Raw genomic sequence first — 18,133 nt, 5'->3', positions numbered from 1 at the left:
CTGCGCCAGCCACCTCGAATCATCTGCTGGAGCCCTGAATGGCGATGTTTGAACGCAGCAACACGACTGCGAAAGGTTTCGATTGGCCCGGATTTCTCTGGCTGTTCATGTTCTTCTGGTACTTCTCGGGCATTACCCAACTGCTGATCCAACTGACGGGCACCTCGGGTTTCAGCGGGTTCCGTCAGGCCTTCGTGATGAGTGCCATCTGGCTCGCGCCGATGTTGCTGTTCCCGAAACAGACCCGCGTGATGGCGGCGGTAATCGGCGCGGTGCTGTGGGCTTGTTCGATGGCGAGCCTGGGTTACTTCTTCATCTATCAGCAGGAATTTTCGCAAAGCGTCATCTTCATCATGTTCGAGTCGAACATCTCTGAAGCCGGCGAGTACATGACCCAGTACTTTGCCTGGTGGATGGTCGCGGCATTCCTCGCCCACACCGCATTCGCCTGGTTCCTGTGGACGCGCCTGCGCCCGGTGTACATGCCGCGTGGTCGCGCACTGGTGGCGGCGACGGCCATCGTAATCGCGGTGGTGGGTTATCCGCTGATCAAGCAAACGATGCGCACGGGCAGCTTTGCCGAAGGTTTAGAGAAGTTCGAAACCCGCATCGAGCCGGCCGTGCCGTGGCAGATGGCAGTGGCGTACCACCGCTATCTCGACACCCTCGCCGGCATGCAGGACATGCTGCACAGCGCGAGCAAGATCGCCCCGCTGAAAAACCTCAAGGATGTCAGCGCTGATCAGCCCCAGACGCTGGTGCTGGTGATCGGCGAATCGACCAACCGTCAGCGCATGAGCCTGTACGGCTACCCGCGCGAGACCACGCCTGAACTGGACAAACTCAAGGATCAGCTGGCGGTTTTCGACAACGTCATCACCCCGCGCCCCTACACCATCGAGGCGCTGCAACAGGTCCTGACCTTTGCCGATGAAGACAATCCGGGGTTGTACCTGTCGACGCCGTCGCTGGTCAGCATGATGAAACAGGCGGGTTACAAGACGTTCTGGATCACCAACCAACAGACCATGACCAAGCGCAACACCATGCTCACGACCTTCTCCGAACAGGCTGACGAGCAGGTGTACCTGAACAACAATCGCAACCAGAATGCCGCGCAGTACGATGGCGACGTGATCGCGCCGTTCAACAAGGCGCTGACCGATGCCGCGCCACGCAAGTTGATCGTCGTGCATCTGCTCGGCACACACATGAGTTACCAGTACCGTTATCCGTCGACGTTCGACAAATTCAAGGATCGCAACGGCGTGCCCGACGGCGTACGTGACGATCAATTGCCGACGTACAACAGCTACGACAATGCGGTGCTGTACAACGATTTCGTGGTCTCGAGCCTGATCAAGGACTACGCCAAATCCGACCCGAACGGCTTCCTGCTGTACCTCTCCGACCACGGCGAAGACGTGTTTGACTCGCCCGGCCACAGCACGCTGGGCCGCAACGAGAGCAAGCCGACGGCGCCGATGTACACGATTCCGTTCATGGCCTGGGCATCGCCAAAATGGCGAGAGAAGCACAATTGGGATTTCGCCGCAGACCTTGGCCGGCCTTACAGCAGCTCGCACCTGATCCACACCTGGGCGGATATGGCCGGGTTGAGTTTCGATGAACTTGATCACAGCAAGAGCCTGGTCAGCGACAGTTTCAAGCCGCGACCACTGTTGATTGGCAATCCTTACGAGCGTCAGCAGAAAGCGCTGATCGACTTCAGCCTGATCAAGCCCAAAGTGAAAGCCGATCAGGGAGAGGTTGTCCTCAAGTGATCGCCCGCTCTATGTAGCAGCTGACGCAGCCTGCGTCCGATCGCGACACGGTTTGGACGCAGCCTCGCAGGCTCGGCAGCTGCTACAAGCTTGTGACACATTCACAAATAGTAATTATTCTCGTTTATTGCTAATTATCGCCGCCCTCCTTCGTCCTTGAATCAACGGAATTTTTCCATCGACGACAAGGAGTCGGCAGCGATGTTCGCGCCCATCACCCGTTCCATGACTTTTGCCCTTGGCATGTGCAGTGCAGCGCTATGCCCCGAGCTGTTTGCAGAAACCGAACTTTCAGAACAATCCAAGCGCGATGTTCTGGAGCTGGACGCGACCGATGTGACCGCGCAAAACCTGGGCGCCAGCACTGAAAACACACAGTCCTACACCACCGGCGCCATGAGCAGCGCCACTCGCCTGAACCTGTCGATCAAGGAAACGCCGCAGTCAGTCTCAGTAGTAACGCGTCAGCAAATGGACGATTTCAAACTCGGCACGCTGTCCGAAGCCATGAGCCAGACCACCGGCATTGTTGTGCAACACAACGACTCCGATCGGGTCAGTTATTCCTCTCGCGGTTACTCGATCAATAATTTCCAGATCGACGGGATGCTCAACACGTTCAGCTACATGAAGTCCGATGCCGACACGATCATTTACGACCGCATCGAAGTGGTACGCGGCGCGACCGGCCTGACAACAGGTGCCGGCGATCCCTCGGCCACCATCAACATGGTACGCAAGCGCCCTACCTCGCAATGGCAAGCCATGAGCGGTGTCAGCGGCGGCAGCTACGACAATTACTACAGCTACGTGGATGTCGGCGGTCCGCTGGGGTTCGATGGACGCCTGCGCGGGCGCGGCGTGCTGGCCTACCGCGACAGCCACTCTTATCTCGACAACTATCAACTGCAACGGGAGGTCGGCTACGGCATTCTCGAAGCGGACCTGACTGACGACACGGTGCTCGCCGTGGGTTACGACTATCAGGACAAACAGGTGCAGGGCACGTCGTGGGGCACCGTGCCGTACTGGAACGCCGACGGCAGTAAAGCCAGGCTCGGACGGTCCACCAACATGGCCACGCCCTGGAGCTCCTGGCCGCTCAAGGACAAAACCGCTTTCGCTACGCTGGATCAAAACCTCGGCGAAGGCTGGCACTTGAAAGCCGCCTACACCCATCGCGAGAGCGACACCGACGGCAAGATCTACTACGGCGGCAACGGCTTCCCCGAGGCCGATCGCAGCGGCATGGTGGCCAACGTAAGCCACATGATCGGCGAGCAGAAGATGAAAGCGTATGACTTCAACGTGTCGGGGCCCTACGCGTTGTTCGGCCGTGAGCACGAAATGATGTTCGGCTATGGCGAGGCCGAGCGCAGTGACGACAATCCCTACACAGTGGACGGCGACATCGCTGCGGACTACGCCAATGTCCCCGACTGGAAATACATGGGCGGGATTCCCAAGTTCAACGACACAGTGACCGATCTGCAAGGCTCCAGCAGCAGCACTCGGCAAAAGGCCGGGTATCTGGCAACACGCCTGAGCCTGACCGACGATCTGCACGCCGTGCTAGGCAGTCGTTACGGCAGCTGGAAATCCTCGAGCACGACCAACGCTTACAATGACAATCTGCAGTTGCGCAGCGTCGATGCCACCACCCAGCAGCACAACGATATGTGGACGCCCTACGCCGGCCTGCTCTACGACTTGACGCCGCAATACACCGCGTACGTCAGTTACACCGACATCTTCAAGCCGCAAACCTACCGTGACAGCAATCGCCAATACCTTGAGCCGGTGGTCGGCAGCAATTATGAAGTGGGGCTCAAGGGCAGCTTGCTGGAAGAACGCTTGAACCTCGCCACGGCGGTGTTCTGGAGCAAACAGGACAACGTCGCCGAACTCGATGATTCGGTGCCGCCGGACCCGGTGACCAACGAGGAGTTCTACAAGTCCAACGGCAAAGGCAACAAGGTCCAGGGTTTCGAAGCCGAACTGTCCGGCGAAGTCTTGCCGCAGTGGAACATGACTGCCGGGTACACCTACACCCATTCGGTGACGGGTGAGGACAAACGCGCCAACACCAATCAGCCGTTGAACATGCTGCGCCTGTCCACTTCGTATCGTCTGACCGGGGACTGGCAGGCGCTGACCGTTGGCGGCGCGCTCAACTGGCAGAGCGACATCTACCGCACAGCCAATCGCCCGGTCGGTCGGGCCGAAAATGGACGCATCATCACTCAACGCACGAACATTCGGCAGGAGGCGTACACCGTGGTCAAACTGATGTCGCGGTATGCCTTCGACGAACACCTGTCGGCATCCCTGAACGTCGACAACCTGCTCGACGAGAAGTATTACGACAACGTCGGTTTCTATAACGGCGTGTACTGGGGCGCCCCGCGCACGGTGACCCTGAGCCTGGACTGGAAGCTCTGAGCACAGTTAATTCCCAATTAACGGAATCGTCAGATAATGCCCGCGCAGTATTGCTTCATGGACGAAATCGCATCCGACATGCTTAGTGGGAGGCAGACCATGAAAACGACACCGTTGATTGTTGCCGGGCTGATGACTTTTGTTTCGGTGAGTGCATTTGCCGAAGGTGGCGCAGAACGCATGCGCTATTACTACGAGAGTTTGCGGTTGAGCCAGCAGGAGAACCAGCGTCAGCAAGATGCTGAGTTGCAGGTTCCGGACGATCAAACTGCGCAAATGACGGAGAGTTACAAGCGGTGAGGTAAAGAGGGCGTCTCCTGGGGCGCCCTTTTTTGTTGCCGAAATATGAGGTACTGCTCGCCTGCCGGACGGTGTGTGAATGTTCGCGCTTGCGAAACTAAAGCTGAATATCTATCCACCTTACGTCATCTTCATACGGAGTTGACGCTTGTAGATTGGCTTGGCGTTCATGCGAGCTCAGAAAATGGTAGCCTTCGAACCTCGGATTGCATATATAAGGACATTCCTGTGGTAAGACACATTTTATCACCTATTTTCACTTTACTGCTGCTGACAGGTTGCCAAGCGCAAACCTCTCCTTTACCAAAAAGCCAGAAACTCTCGCCGAATAAAGTCGCTGAAATCAACGCGACCATCGAGCATAAATACCCGAAACTCTCAAGAGAGCTTCGCGGCAAGCTACTGGATACCGTGGTGCAGTCACTGGATAACATGGTGTTTATCGAAGGTGGCGAGTTTCAGATGGGCGATTTTGGTTGGCCGTATGACGATGACCCTGCAAATCTGTGCGATTGGCCATGCGGCGTGGAGCCGGACCGGATGGGGCGTATTAGCATGCACGGTGATGATGACTTTGTTCATCCGGTTAAACTGAGCAGTTACTCACTGTCGAAATTCCAGACAACACTGGAGGATTTCGATCTGTTCTTTATTGCTCACGGCAAACCGTTGTTTGATGCGGAAGATCGCAAACGAGAAGAATTGCATGAAATTTTTTACGCCCCGAAGCTGCCTGCACCAACCCAAAGTTGGCAGGAAGCAAAAGATTACTGCGGTTGGTTGGGGAAACTCAGTGGTTTGCCAGTGGATCTGCCCACAGAGGCCCAGTGGGAATATGCAGCCCGCAATCGCGGCCAATATGTGATGTTCTCCACCGACAATGGAAATTTAAACTATGGGCGTAACTTCCCTGAGTCAGGTAAAGGTAAACGCCTTACTTTCGCGGTTGATAGTTTTGTCCCCAACCCCTTGGGAATTTACAACCTGTCCGGAAATGCCACCGACTGGGTCAATGATTGGTACGGCAAAGACTATTATCGTGTCTCACCTCTGATTAACCCTACCGGCCCCGAGACAGGCACGCTTCGAGTTCTCCGAGGTTCGGGTTATCCGGAAGACCCGTTACTCAGCTCTAGTACCGTACGGCGGTGGGGAGAGAAACCCGTTAGAAAGGAGCACGTCCCTGGCTTTAGCTTCCGCTGTGCAATCCAATCCGATCAGCCCCTTTAGATCAGAAGTAATGCGGGCGCTATAAATGCGCCCCCCTCTACTTGCTCATTGTTTACACCAAACCATCACATGTATAAGGACACTCCTGTGGTAAGACACATTTTATTACCTATTTGTACTGTACTGCTGCTGACAGGTTGCCAAGCGCAAACCTCTCCATTACCAAAAAGCCAGAAACTCTCGCCGGAAAAAGTCGCTGAAATCAATGCAACCATCGAGCATAAATACCCGAAACTCTCCAATGAGGTTCGCAGCAAGCTACTGAATACCGTGGTGCAGTCATTGGATAACATGGTGTTTATCGAAGGTGGCGAGTTCCAGATGGGGGATTTTGGTTGGCCGTATGACGATGACCCTGCAAATTTGTGCGATTGGCCATGCGGCGTGGAGCCGGAGAGGATGGGGCGTATCAGCATGGACGGTGATGACGACTTTGTTCATCCCGTTAAACTGAGTAATTATTCCCTCTCGAAATTCCAAACAACAATGGGTGATTTCGATCTGTTTTTTATTGCTCAAAGCAAACCGCTGTTTGATGCAGAGCTACGTAAGCGAGACGATTTGCAGTTTCGCTACCAATCTGACTTACCAGCTGCTACTCAAAGTTGGCAAGAAGCCAAGTCTTATTGCGGTTGGTTGGGAGAGCTGAGTGGATATCCAGTCGATCTGCCTACAGAAGCCCAGTGGGAATACGCTGCCCGCAGTCGTGGCCAATATGTGGCATTTCCTACGGACAATGGCAGTTTAAATTACGGACGCAATTTTCCACTCCAAGGAAAAGGACGCAGGTTTGCTGTCGACAGCTTCGTCCCTAATCCGCTAGGGCTCTACAATATGTCAGGCAACGCTACCGACTGGGTAAACGACTGGTACGATAAAAACTATTACCGCCACTCGCCATTGGAAAACCCTCAGGGCCCAGCGACAGGAACGGAACGAATCCGACGAGGTACCAATGCAGGCGAAGATCCTCTGCTCACGGCCAGTTCTGTTCGGCGATACCCAAATGAGCCTGTAAGAAGCAGGCATTTGCCCGGTACAAGTTTTCGTTGCGCGATTCAATACAACCAGCCACTTTGAAGCACCCAGCAATCAACAAAGGCGCTTTTAGGCGCCGTTGTTGTCGTCCAGATTTACACCAAACCATCAAACCTACCGCTGTTCTGTGCGGCCACCAGCACTTTCTCTTTACGCCAAACATTACTAGGCTTCCAGGCTGCTCGGGCTGGACTATCGGAATTCTGGTTAACCGCCAAACTGTCAATGAAACGATTGAATTTGTCTTGGTCATGACCGGTAAGCAAGGCGTTGAGCCGCTCCAGACTCGCCATGGCGTTGACCTTTGTCCCGTCGAGAGAACAATGCTCCAGCACTTCAATAAATTGCCGCCATCGACGTACCTCGGAGAGAAGAATGACCAAGGCCTGTTCCTGTTTTTCGTTGAAGCTACCAATGCCCCTGGCGACAACTCCTTCTGTTAGTAGGTAGACCATGGGACCAATGGTTTCTGGTGGCAACACACTCAAAGGAATGTTTTGTTCCTGAACCCTCATAATTTTATCTATTTTATGCGCAAGCAAGTAGTCGGCCAGTGAATCAGCTTCAACCCTCGTGGCCTGTCGATCCTCCCACCAAGCAAGCATTTCCACCCGCCCTAACTCAAAGCCTCCAATGGTCATTCGCATTGGAGATGTCGCCACCTGATACAGCCCAGAAGCGATGTACCTAAACGCATCCTCAGTCACTCCCAAAAGGTGCCTGTAGTCAATATCAGCCAGGGCATTACAAAGCAACAGTGTGAGCTTCCCAACCTGCTCTACATCCACCAACGCACCAAACCCACCGCCCGCGCCAGGGCCAAATATCAGCGAGCCTTTACAGTTAAATGCCAACCGGTTATCAGCGATACTGATACCAATCTCACCATGGGCACCAATACCCAGAGCGACATTCCCTTCAACTTTGAGCTCGGCCAGTTTGGCCCAATTGCTATTGGCATTTGCCTGACCGACGACGGCTTTCCCCGTCCCTTGTTTTTCCGGTTCAACCCACTCAAATGCACCGGTCAGCGCACCACCGGTTTGCGCTCCCGCAAACGCATCGCACTTGACGCCGATATTGCCACCGGGGCCGACTTCCATGGTCGGCGTACCCAGTAACGCGGTAGCTCCGGCGGGTGTTTCCGTCGGCTTGTATTGGGTTTTAACCCCAGCCTCGCCCTGCAACTTCGCTCCGACAAAGCATGACAGCTCCAACTTGCCACTCATGCGAAACACGCCCATCGGATGCAGCACTTCCTGTTTCAGGGCATTACGATAAGCCATGTTCGCGACGTATCCGCCCTGATCAGGAAAATACGAATTCAAGGACGCTGAAGCTTCCGCCAGCGAGAACGCCGCGCTGCCTTTGACACCCACGTCAATACTGCCTTCTTTGGGGTTCCAGTTATTAACCCCTGCGCTGGCGCTGGCCGCGAATCGCAGGGCGTGGGCTTCGGCACTGATCGCGTAGCGCGACGCGTCGCTCTGATTGGACGTCCAGGACACTTCCTGATGCAGCGTATTGAGCAGGTTGTCCTGTTTGCTGGTCCAGGTACTGATCTTGAGCTCCAGATTGCCCAACGGACCGGCTTTACGCCCTTCACCGACGGCGTTTTTGATGTCCTTGATCAGGTCTGCGGCCAGTTGCTTGTTGAAGGGTTTCCCGGCCATGACGCGCGTAGGGACTCGAACGTTCCACGCGGTGGTACTTCGCCACGGGATCGAGACGTAATGACGCCGAGTCGGGTCGCTGAACAGGATGACTTCCACCACGGTAATGCCGGACCTGGTCTGGCTGCCACGCTGAGTTTCACTGCTGCGCCCCTTGCCATGCCTGAGATCCGGGGCGGCATTGCTTGCGCTGGTCGAGCTGTCATCGGAGTCGGCTTTTTTCTGAACCGCCAATTCAGCGCGGAGTTTGCCGATCTCCTGATCCAGCTCCATGATTTTCTTGTGCTTCAATAACTTCCAGTTGTCTTCAAATTGCGTCCAGCCATAAGACCTGGGCTCGTAAGCCTGATACCAATCACGCGCCTGCTGCAAGGCGAATATAGTCCCCTGAAGATCTTTATCGGTTGTCGGCGGTGCCGCTTTGGTTTGCCGGGATTTGAGGTCGCGCTTCAGCAACCCGGCGCCTTCGGCTTTGACTGCCCAAGCCTCTTTGACACAGCCGGAGCACGCACAGCTGGCGCCGGGATTTTGAGTTTTCTTGCACTGCATAGCAGGCAGCGCTTTGGCAAGGTTTTGATGCAGCTCATCCATCACTTTCTGGACAGCGCGGATTTCCTTCTTCAATGCCTTGGACTGTTTATCCGTCAGAATAAAAAAATGCGGCTCACCGGTAATATGGGCTACATCGACCAATTCCTCATCGCACTGGGCCTGGCCCTTGAGTGCGACGGAGCTGGTGTTATCTGCATGCATCGGCGGCGGCAGTCCCGGCTTGGGCGCGGTGTCGGGCAGCTTCAGTTCCCAACCAGGCTTGATGTAGCCGGGATTAGTAATGATCGGATTAAGTGCTTGTATCTCGGCCGTGTTAAAGCCGTGTTGCTGGGCAATCAAACCCAGCGTGTCGCCCTGTTTAACCATATAGGTGTTGTTCATCGGATCATCGTCCTTGTGACTCAGAGAAGCTCAAGCTCGATGAGCTTGTCGCCAAGGCCCAGGTCATCACGGGCCAATAATTCGGAATTTGGAGTGCGTCCCCAGAATCCATCGCCCTGACGTAACGCCAGACGCAGCCAGCGTTCCTGCTCGGCCAGTTGCAGATACCCTGCGGTCTGAGCGCCAAGTAGTTGCCGATAAACGAACTCCACCGGCTCAGGCATCGAAAGTACCGCCTGATAGTCCAAGGCAAATCGTCCCGCCAGAATTTTCAAACGGTATTGATCCATAAGCGCCTGGCGATCGACGTCAATGTGCAACCAACCAGGCTGCTGAATTTCTGCGTGCGGATCCGGTTGAGGATTAGCCAGATATCGCCAACCCAGCTCGTTGCGCCAGGCCAAGCCAGTGAGCGGCCCCATGAACTGCAACAGCTCTGTTTCATCTAGGCTGTTCAACAGCGGTTCCAGCCAGCGCGGATCGAAAAAACGCATCATCTGGGCAGGCGTGTCATCGGTGCTGATGGTCAGCAGGCTGCGCCAATGTTCAACGGCTCGCTCGAAGGACTGCTCATCCTCCAGATAGGCGACACACCCGGCATCTGCCCGTTCCAGCAGCCTGCTGGCATGCTCCATAAACGCATCAGGTGCAGCACACAGCAACGCGAAAGGCCCGGCCACTTGTAAACCCGCATACGGGGTCTCGTCGAAGAGCGGCACATAACGTTGGACGCCATAGCCAACGGCTTGATCGGCATGCGCTGGTAATTGCGGATCGAAACTGGCGTCCAGAATCACACACAGGACTCGCGAAGCTCCAGGCGTCTCAAAGGGTGACGAGAGGGTCTCGATCATGCCGCCTCCCCCGGTTGGTGGATTGGGCACTGACCTGATGCATCGAGATGACAGTCAGGAATAGGCAAGAGAGCACCTGCCACCGCTTGCTCCTGGTAAAACGGCAGGCTGGGAAGCGGCAATGCTGACGGTGTTGCCAACCCTTCAAGCATCCCTGGCAACACCGGAGCAGCCGCGATTCCCGCAGCAGGCGCGCCACCGATTTGAATCTCGGTGCTGCTGAAAATACCGCCAGTACCCAGCACGATGTGCTGCCCGCCACCTTTCAAAGTGATGCTGGCTCCGGCATCCAGTATCAGATGGGCACCGGCCTTGAGGTGGACTTGCTGACCTCCCTCAATCACCACTGTTTGCCCTACACGGGTATGACTGCTGCCGGCGACCTGCAAATAGTCATTGGCTTTGAGATCCACTTTACGGTCAGCGTTGACGGTGCGCTGTTCCTCGGCTTCCAGCACCGTAATGCTATTGCCCTTGAATCGTTTCCCGGCGCTCGTTGCCCACCTCCAGTCGGCTGTCATGTTCGATCTTCTGCTCCATGTCACGCTGAGCACGCAAGTAGATCAGCTCTTGGCCGCTGCGGTCTTCAATCGACAGCTCGTTGTAGCCGCCACTGGCGGGCGAGCTTTGGCTGCGCAGGACAGTCTTGGTTTTATTCGCGGGCAAGGGGTATGGCACAGGCGTAACCTTGTTAGGCACACACCCGGTAATCAAAGGATTGTCGGGATTACCCTCCAGGTAGGTCACTACCACTTCCATGCCTACACGCGGGATTGTCACCGTACCGAAGCCGTCCCCCGCCCAGCTGGACGACACCCGCAGCCAGCAACTGCTCTTGTCGCTGCCAAGTTCGGCGCGGTCCCAATGGAACTCGACCTTGACCCGTCCGTACTTATCGCAATGGATGTCCTCACCTTTGGGCCCGGTGACACGGGCCGTCTGGCTGACCAACATTGTCTTGCGCGTAACCAACGGTGGACGGTAGAACACATCCCAGGGAATCGCGCTGAAGCTATTACGGTAACCCTGGGTAAAGCCGTCTGCGGATTCAACGTCGCTGGTGATTGCTTCTTCCAGTACCTGAGGTTGCTTGCCTGAGTGCGTGACACTGAGCAACAACCACAAATCGTTGCACTGCTGACGCGGGTGTTCAGTCAGATCGAAGAAGTAGCCGCTGCGCAGGGTCGGCTGGTCGCTTTTACCCTCGGCCAGCTGGTAGTCGGCACGGTGCCGCTCCAGGGACTGCCGGGCAAGCTGTCTGCCGAGCTTTTCATTTTCGTGCAGCACCGGGTAGCGGTAGTCTTCCAGTGCAGGACTGAACTCAGCGGTAAATTGGCTTTGCAACAACAGGCTTGGGCGCGCTGGATCATAGCCTCGGCGCGTGGCCGTGCTGGTACGGGTGCTAAAGCGCATGGAGAACTGACTGACGACCGGGTGTTCCGCCACCAGGCCGCAGCCTTGCTGATACGGTGTACCCCCCAGCTTGGGAAAAAAGGTCTGATCATCGGTAAATACGAGATGGTGACCCTCTACGCTGTGTTGGTGGTGCCACGAAATCCCATCTTCACTGCACAACCTTTGGATGAATTCGAAATCGCTTTCCCCATACTGGGTACAGTACTCGCGCTCTGGACTGGTGCTCACATGAAAGGTATAGGCATCAGCCTGGATACCATGCCCCTGGAGCACTTGGGCGACGATTTGCGGCACTGTCAGATGCTGGAAAATCCGCTGGTTGTGGCTGAACTGCAAGTAATGCAGGGCCGGCACCAAGGTCAGATGATAACGGGTCAGGCGTTTGCCTGTTTCACCCACGAAAACATCTTCCAGTCGGCCATGAATACCTTCGCCATTCAGGCCGAACTGAAGGAATGCCGGCTGACTGAGCAGGCTCTCCAGATCGAAATCAGGGAACTCGCTGACCAATTCGATTTGAATCGCATACAAGTGGCTGATGGCTTCAGTGCCATTGAACCCCAGTACCTGAAAGTCGTTGCGAACAGCGGGCATTAATAACGCAAAGTGCGCAGTATTGGCTGGCGCGAACATAGGCTAGCCCCTTAAGCAGTAATACTGGACACGAGTGGCAGAGAAGCCTTGATCCAAGTGCAGATACTACATTGACGTGCCGCCCCGACCGTCGGAATGTCAGGTCTGCTGAGGGGTGTACTGGGGGAGAAAACGAGGCTTTGAACGTCATGCGTGGAAACATCGACTGTCAAAGTGAGGCGCGGTAGCGAGGAAGCGTTGAACATTTGTTGCTCCTTTTTTTGCCCTTGGCAGGGTGAGTCCTGATAACTACTTAGGGTTCGTACAAGGGGTCGGCCATCCATAGCCTGGGCATATAAACTGTCGAGCACGCTAACAAAGCGAAACAAGTATTGATGTAGGACGGTTCCCAAAGATGTATCTAATTTTGTTTTGGTGGGGAATTTATGACCGCGAATGACAGGCCTTCAATTAAGCGTCGAGGTCTCATTAAATTGCACAGACTTATACAACCGCCACCGCCCCGCAGCTTGTTTACTTCAAGTGTTGAAATATCAGATGACGTCCGCAGACCTTGTAGGCAAAATCCGAATCGTGTTTGCTGGGCACTTTGATGCCTTGTTGCGTTTTTCTTCGACGGGATATTCTCCGGACGTCGCTGACCATTCAGCGATCGGGCTTGGAAACCCGTCGAATTAAATGCAACTGCGCGCCTCCTTAGTAATGCACCCGGTTCTACGGATGCGACTCTGCTATGGCGGCTGTGCGTGGGACGCCTTCGGGCGTGCCGGTTCCTTAATTCCCGGTTTTCCAACCTGCGCACAGCTGCCACCCTTTCGCTTGGAAACGAATGTGGCAGCTCCCTCGGATTAAGGAGTTAGACATGAACAAAGCAGAATTGCCCGATCCCTCAGATCTAAAAACCATCGGCCTCACCCCCCTTATTTACTGCTCAAACCAACCCCTCTTCCATGTCACCCGAGACGTTCCCCTCTGCGATGCGCTCGCCATGGCCTCCGACTTCCTGTTCCTTGCCAGGGAGCTGACCCGGGACGCTGCCTTCAATCGCGATACCGACCGACACATCTGGGCCGCGCATTACCTGACGGCGATGAGCAAGGCGGTGGTTGATGATGCGGTGAAGGTATTGGAGCGGCCTGTTGCAATAAAGCCCTGACCTCAAAAACAAGCGCCGGAGCGCAACTGAAAGCGCCCAGACACCCAAAAAGAAAAAGCCCCCGTTACCTGTAAGGCAACGAGGGCTTTTGTTCAGCGCCTGAATTTACAGCGGCTTGGTCCAGAACAGCATCCGCCCGTGCGCCGGGTCGAACATGCCGGCAGCGAATCCGAATTTGGCGTAAGACGATTGGGCCACTGCATTTCCTTCCAGCACTTCCAGAGTGATCTTGCAGCAGCCGCGCTGGCGGGCAATGTCCTCGACCTTTTGCAGCATCTTCTGGCTCAGGCCCAAACCGCGAAACTTCGGCACCACTGACACATCGTGAACATTGACCAGTGGCCGACAGACAAACGTCGAAAAACCTTCAAAGCAGTTCACTAGCCCCGCCGGCTCGCCGTTGACGAATGCGAGCACGCTGAAGGCGTGGGCACGTTTGGCCAGTTCTTGCGGCAGTTGAGCCAGGACTTCAGCGGGCAACGAGTGACCACCGCCCATCGGGTCTTCAGCGTAGGCATTCAGCACCAGGCCAATCGCCTCGGCATGCAGCGGGTTGGTGTAGCTGGCCTGAAGTACACGTATTTCTGCGGATTCCATTTCCATCCTCGATCACTGCGCGGTTGCCTCAGCGCGCCATCCGCGCTGCAGGGTCCGGCGACCCTAGCGCGAGTCACGCACTCACTGCAACGGTTGCACGCCCGTGCCCCAGATCAACGCCTCGGTCCAGCCCAGCTCGGCGAAATCCGCGGCGCGCAGGTGTGCTTCTCCGCCGCTGAAAAACTCGTCGAGTTGCGGCGGTGCAACCGGGGTGCTACTGAGCATGCAGTGTACCTGTCCGCGATGATGGATCTGGTGTTCGAACAGGTGCGACAGCAGGCGCAAGCGACTGTCGTGCTGCGGCGTTTCTCGGGCAATGGTCACGAGCTTGCCGAGGTCGGCGTCACGCAACTGTTCGCAATAGGCGAGCAATCGGCGATCGACGTGGGATTGCTCGCGCTGCAGGTCTGCAGCGCTGGAGCACGGCTCGTCGTCCTGGAAAAACACCAGGCAGTCAGGGTGCGGAGCATCGCCGCGCAGCTCGCGCTCCAACGCATCCACGTAAAACCAGTCGCAGGTCAGGATGTGGTTGAGGGTGGCACGCAGGCTGGGGAAAAAACCGCTTCGCGGCGCGCGCAGCTCGGCGTCACTGAGCTGACGCCAGGCCTTGGCAAGTCGATGATTGGCCCATGCATTCTGATAGGCCATGGTCAGCAGATGGTGGGACAAAGGCTGATGCACTGGGGCACTCCTTCGGGTCAAACCTCGGCGAAACGCTGCAGCTGCATTTCCTGCAGACGGCTGAGGGTGCGGCGGAACGGGAATGCCAGATACCCTTCGGTGTAGAGCGATTCCATCGGTACCTGCGCTTCGAGGTACAGCGGCACTTTACGGTCGTAGCATTCGTCGACCAGCGCAATGAACCGCCGCACGCCGTCGTCGTGCACCGACAGCTGGGGCAGATGACGATCACCGGCGACCACGCGCTCGACGCCGTCTTCGGTGCCGCGAGCGATCCGCCCCTCGCGCTGTTGTGCGCTGAGGTTTGGCACATCACTTAAAAGAATAGCCTTGAACCGGTCGCACAGGGTCATGAAATCCATGGCCGCAAACGGTTGTTCACAGAGATCGGCGTATCGGCACCACAGCACTGTCGGACTGACCTGCACCACCGCCAGTGAACGGTGCCCGACCGAGATCGGCGAACGGCTGACCTGCTCGCCCACGGTCAGCGTGTTGAAGACCTCACTCAGCGCGCTCGGCTCACCGCAAACGGCGACCCAGTACCGTTGCAGACCGGTGCCTGGCTGCAAGCGATGATCGGCGCCGCCATCCACCGCAATTACCTGCATATGCTGTTGGATCGCCTTGATGGCCGGCACGAAACGGTCCCGGTTGAAGCCATCCGCGTACAGCTGCTCCGGCGGCTGATTGGAAGTGCAGACCACCACCACGCCCTCCTCGAACATCACTTCAAAGAGACGCCCGAGAATGATTGCGTCACCGATGTCATTGACGAACAGTTCGTCAAAACACAGCACGCGCACCTCCGCACTCAACTCGCGAGCCAACGCTTTCAGCGGGTCGGCCGTACCGGTCAGTTGAAACGAGCGCTGATGCACCCAACCCATGAAATGATGGAAATGCTGGCGCCGGGCCGGAACACGCAAGGTTTGGTAGAACTGGTCCATCAACCAGGTTTTACCCCGCCCGACCGGCCCCCACAGATAAACACCGGTGATCGGAGCCCGGCCTTCATGCAGCGCCTCGTGGCATTTCTGCAACGCCCAGACAGCCTGTTCCTGGGCTTCGTCCTGAACAAAGCCTTTGTGTTCGATCGCGTGTTGCCAGGCGCTTAGGGGGGAGTCGGGATTCATGCGCGGCAGTATACGTTCGCTCCGGTTGAACTGGAAAAAGCTTTGTGAAGTAGTCATTAACTGCAAAACCCGGTCCTCAAGGACATAGCTTTCGCTGGCAAGCCAGCTTCTACAATTGATCGAGTGCATTCACTAGTACGGGGCAACATCCAAATCCGTATTCGCGAGCAAGCTTTGCTCCAGGGATCGGGTACATTACGGGCAATTCGCAGCAAGCGTTGGAGCAAGATCTGCTGACAGCGTTTGCCTTGAAGTCAGCGAAGCAACGGATGAAAACAAGGGGACAGAGCGATGGAGCATGTAAACCACATCCTGATCGTGGATGACGATCGCGAGATCCGCGAACTGGTCGGCAATTACCTGAAAAAAAATGGCCTGCGCACTACTGTGGTTGCCGATGGCCGGCACATGCGCAGCTTTCTTGAGGCCAATACCGTCGACCTCATCGTCCTCGACCTGATGATGCCTGGCGATGATGGCCTGGTCCTGTGCCGCGAATTGCGTGCAGGTAAGCATAAAGCCACGCCGATCCTGATGCTCACCGCTCGCAACGATGAGACCGACCGTATCCTGGGCCTGGAAATGGGCGCCGACGACTACCTGACCAAGCCCTTCGCCGCCCGCGAATTGCTGGCGCGGATCAACGCCGTACTGCGCCGCACCCGCATGCTGCCGCCGAACCTGTTGATCACGGAAAGCGGGCGTCTGCTCGGTTTCGGTCGCTGGCGCCTGGACACCACTGCTCGGCATTTGCTCGACGAAGACGACACCATGGTCGCCCTCAGCGGCGCCGAATACCGCCTGCTACGCGTGTTCCTCGATCACCCGCAACGGGTGCTCAGCCGCGACCAACTGCTCAACCTCACCCAGGGCCGCGACGCCGACCTCTTCGACCGGTCCATCGATTTGCTAGTGAGCCGTCTGCGCCAACGGCTGATGGACGACTCTCGGGAGTCGACCTACATCAAGACCGTGCGCAGCGAAGGCTATGTATTTTCCTATCCGGTGGAGATGCTCGGGGCGCAGTCGTAAATCCAACCGGCATCACGCGCGCGGCCCGTTGCAAGCGGAAAGCCACAAACCTCCGTAGCAGACAGCGCTACATGTTGACCAGCCGGATGGCGAGGGCTTTGGCCTGGCTGGCGACGTCGGTGACGGCTGTGCTTTCCCACCACATGCCGCGCAAGGGCGGGCCCATGGCGAACAGGCGATTGGCGACCTTACCGTCAGCGTTCAACACCGCGCCATCGACCGCCGCAGCGATACCCAACGCCAACGGCCCCGACTGAACCAGTCCTCGCGCCAGCAGCTGCTGCGGCAACGGTCGCGCAACTCGCCGCCAGTCGTATTCGATGCCGCTGGAATTGATCAACGCCGCGCCACTGACCACAACCGTATCCGCCTCGCCACGACGCCGAATGCGAATGCTCACCCCATCCTCCGAGGACGGCTCCAGCCCTTTGAACGACGCGGCCTGAATTCGCAGCCGTCCTTCCCCATGCAACCGCTCCACCAGCTGCGCACTCATCGGCGGCGAGCGGTGATGATGACTTTCCCACCACGGCCGCACATGCCGCACAAACTGCCGGCGCTGCACGTCGGTCGCCTGACTCCACAAGCGGCCGATGTGCGCCCGCACGGTGTCGAGCGGTGCCTGCCAGTCAATGCCTTGCGCCATCGCATCCCGGCAATGCCGACGCAACTCGCGGACCAATTGGCGCGGCGTGCAAATGCGCTGGTCGGCAGCGAGGAAATCCACCCAGGCCGGAGGCTGTCGACGCACGTGCGGCAGCAAGCCATGCCGGGAAAACACCTCGATCGGTCCACGGTGCCCGGCCTGTTCCAGCGACACCACGGCATCGACCATGGTCAGGCCGGACCCGATGATCAGCACGGTCGATAGCGGATCGAGCTGACGCATGGCGGCGACGTCCCACGGATCGAGCGCTGCGGCGTTGACCCCGCTGGATTCCGTCTGCGGCGTGCGCGCAGCGGCAAACATCCCCGTCGCCAGCACCGCGCAAGCGCCCTGCAATTGTTGGCCATCAGTGAGCGTCAGCAAAACACGCTGATCATCGGTGTGCAGATCAACCGCCTCTGCCTGCACGTGTTCAATCGTCGAACCCTCGACAGCGCCCTGCGCCCGCGCGTCAGCCAGACGCTGCTGCACGTACAGGCCGAAAATCCCTCGTGGCGGAAACAGTTCACTGACCGGCACGTGTTGCTCATCGGATTGCGGCCAGCCGCCGGCGGCAATGTAGGCGGTGAGCCATTGCGTGAGGTCATCGGGGTTGTCGGG

General features: G+C 57.0%; 13 protein-coding genes and 1 pseudogene. 7 read left to right on the top strand and 7 right to left on the bottom strand.

Annotated elements, in window-relative coordinates:
• The first annotated feature begins 38 nt into the window (after positions 1-38).
• The 5 genes from DU29_RS0121605 (at position 39) to DU29_RS1000000131735 (ending at position 6,836) form a co-directional block, all read left to right on the top strand.
• Positions 39-1,784 (top strand): phosphoethanolamine transferase CptA, encoded by a 1,746-nt coding sequence (locus DU29_RS0121605; protein WP_028623568.1) that lies wholly within the window; start codon positions 39-41, stop codon positions 1,782-1,784.
• A gap of 201 nt (positions 1,785-1,985) precedes the next feature.
• Positions 1,986-4,226, top strand: a complete 2,241-nt coding sequence (locus DU29_RS0121600) for a TonB-dependent siderophore receptor (RefSeq protein WP_028623567.1) — start codon at positions 1,986-1,988, stop codon at positions 4,224-4,226.
• A gap of 99 nt (positions 4,227-4,325) precedes the next feature.
• Complete coding sequence (locus tag DU29_RS0121595; protein WP_028623566.1) at positions 4,326-4,526, top strand: hypothetical protein; 201 nt, start codon at positions 4,326-4,328, stop codon at positions 4,524-4,526.
• A 228-nt stretch (positions 4,527-4,754) separates the two neighbouring features.
• Positions 4,755-5,756, top strand: a complete 1,002-nt coding sequence (locus tag DU29_RS0121590) for a formylglycine-generating enzyme family protein (RefSeq protein ID WP_028623565.1) — start codon at positions 4,755-4,757, stop codon at positions 5,754-5,756.
• Positions 5,757-5,843: 87 nt separating this feature from the next.
• Positions 5,844-6,836, top strand: a complete 993-nt coding sequence (locus DU29_RS1000000131735) for a formylglycine-generating enzyme family protein (RefSeq protein ID WP_236645639.1) — start codon at positions 5,844-5,846, stop codon at positions 6,834-6,836.
• A 53-nt stretch (positions 6,837-6,889) separates the two neighbouring features.
• On the opposite strand, the gene DU29_RS01000000130320 is transcribed toward DU29_RS1000000131735, so the two are convergent.
• From DU29_RS01000000130320 to DU29_RS01000000130315, 3 genes and pseudogenes are all read right to left on the bottom strand, one after another.
• Positions 6,890-9,400: a LysM peptidoglycan-binding domain-containing protein gene (locus DU29_RS01000000130320; protein WP_081832525.1), complete on the bottom strand. Its 2,511-nt coding sequence runs from the start codon at positions 9,398-9,400 to the stop codon at positions 6,890-6,892.
• Positions 9,401-9,420: 20 nt separating this feature from the next.
• Positions 9,421-10,254 (bottom strand): DUF4123 domain-containing protein, encoded by an 834-nt coding sequence (locus tag DU29_RS0121580; RefSeq protein ID WP_033050774.1) that lies wholly within the window; start codon positions 10,252-10,254, stop codon positions 9,421-9,423.
• Positions 10,251-12,303: pseudogene (locus tag DU29_RS01000000130315) on the bottom strand (type VI secretion system Vgr family protein). Before DU29_RS01000000130315 ends, DU29_RS0121580 begins: the two are co-directional and overlap by 4 nt.
• An 823-nt stretch (positions 12,304-13,126) precedes the next feature.
• Here DU29_RS01000000130315 and DU29_RS0121570 point away from each other — a divergent pair.
• Entirely contained in the window at positions 13,127-13,420 is a 294-nt protein-coding gene (locus DU29_RS0121570; protein WP_028623563.1) for a DUF3077 domain-containing protein, read from the top strand.
• Positions 13,421-13,525: 105 nt separating this feature from the next.
• On the opposite strand, the gene DU29_RS0121565 is transcribed toward DU29_RS0121570, so the two are convergent.
• The 3 genes from DU29_RS0121565 to zapE all read right to left on the bottom strand — a co-directional run bounded on the left by DU29_RS0121565 (position 13,526) and on the right by zapE (position 15,834).
• On the bottom strand, positions 13,526-14,017 hold the full coding sequence (locus DU29_RS0121565; protein WP_028623562.1) for a GNAT family N-acetyltransferase: 492 nt from the start codon (positions 14,015-14,017) through the stop codon (positions 13,526-13,528).
• Positions 14,018-14,098: 81 nt separating this feature from the next.
• The gene (locus DU29_RS0121560; protein WP_028623561.1) at positions 14,099-14,698 is read right to left on the bottom strand and encodes a DinB family protein; all 600 of its coding nucleotides are present in this window, start codon (positions 14,696-14,698) and stop codon (positions 14,099-14,101) included.
• Between the two features lie 17 nt (positions 14,699-14,715).
• The gene (zapE, locus tag DU29_RS0121555) at positions 14,716-15,834 is read right to left on the bottom strand and encodes a cell division protein ZapE (RefSeq protein WP_028623560.1); all 1,119 of its coding nucleotides are present in this window, start codon (positions 15,832-15,834) and stop codon (positions 14,716-14,718) included.
• A 291-nt stretch (positions 15,835-16,125) separates the two neighbouring features.
• Here zapE and DU29_RS0121550 point away from each other — a divergent pair, with 291 nt between their 5' ends.
• Complete coding sequence (locus DU29_RS0121550) at positions 16,126-16,866, top strand: response regulator (protein WP_028623559.1); 741 nt, start codon at positions 16,126-16,128, stop codon at positions 16,864-16,866.
• A gap of 67 nt (positions 16,867-16,933) precedes the next feature.
• Here DU29_RS0121550 and DU29_RS0121545 read toward each other — a convergent pair.
• Positions 16,934-18,133: FAD/NAD(P)-binding protein (locus DU29_RS0121545; RefSeq protein WP_028623558.1), on the bottom strand; the 1,200-nt coding region annotated here is incomplete at its 5' end.

The organism is Pseudomonas sp. Ant30-3, assembly GCF_000690905.1.
In the GTDB taxonomy this organism is placed as follows: Bacteria; Pseudomonadota; Gammaproteobacteria; order Pseudomonadales; family Pseudomonadaceae; genus Aquipseudomonas.
Note: the sequence above shows the minus strand (reverse complement) of the source record. Positions and strands in the feature narration are given on the sequence as shown.

Bases quoted from the DNA above. Each gene is read 5' to 3' on its own strand.
- DU29_RS0121605 (WP_028623568.1), top strand. From the start codon at position 39: ATGGCGATGTTTGAACGCAGCAACACGACTGCGAAAGGTTTCGATTGG.
- DU29_RS0121600 (WP_028623567.1), top strand. From the start codon at position 1,986: ATGTTCGCGCCCATCACCCGTTCCATGACTTTTGCCCTTGGCATGTGC.
- DU29_RS0121595 (WP_028623566.1), top strand. From the start codon at position 4,326: ATGAAAACGACACCGTTGATTGTTGCCGGGCTGATGACTTTTGTTTCG.
- DU29_RS01000000130320 (WP_081832525.1), bottom strand. From the start codon at position 9,400: ATGAACAACACCTATATGGTTAAACAGGGCGACACGCTGGGTTTGATT.
- DU29_RS0121580 (WP_033050774.1), bottom strand. From the start codon at position 10,254: ATGATCGAGACCCTCTCGTCACCCTTTGAGACGCCTGGAGCTTCGCGA.
- DU29_RS0121570 (WP_028623563.1), top strand. From the start codon at position 13,127: ATGAACAAAGCAGAATTGCCCGATCCCTCAGATCTAAAAACCATCGGC.
- DU29_RS0121565 (WP_028623562.1), bottom strand. From the start codon at position 14,017: ATGGAATCCGCAGAAATACGTGTACTTCAGGCCAGCTACACCAACCCG.
- zapE (WP_028623560.1), bottom strand. From the start codon at position 15,834: ATGAATCCCGACTCCCCCCTAAGCGCCTGGCAACACGCGATCGAACAC.
- DU29_RS0121550 (WP_028623559.1), top strand. From the start codon at position 16,126: ATGGAGCATGTAAACCACATCCTGATCGTGGATGACGATCGCGAGATC.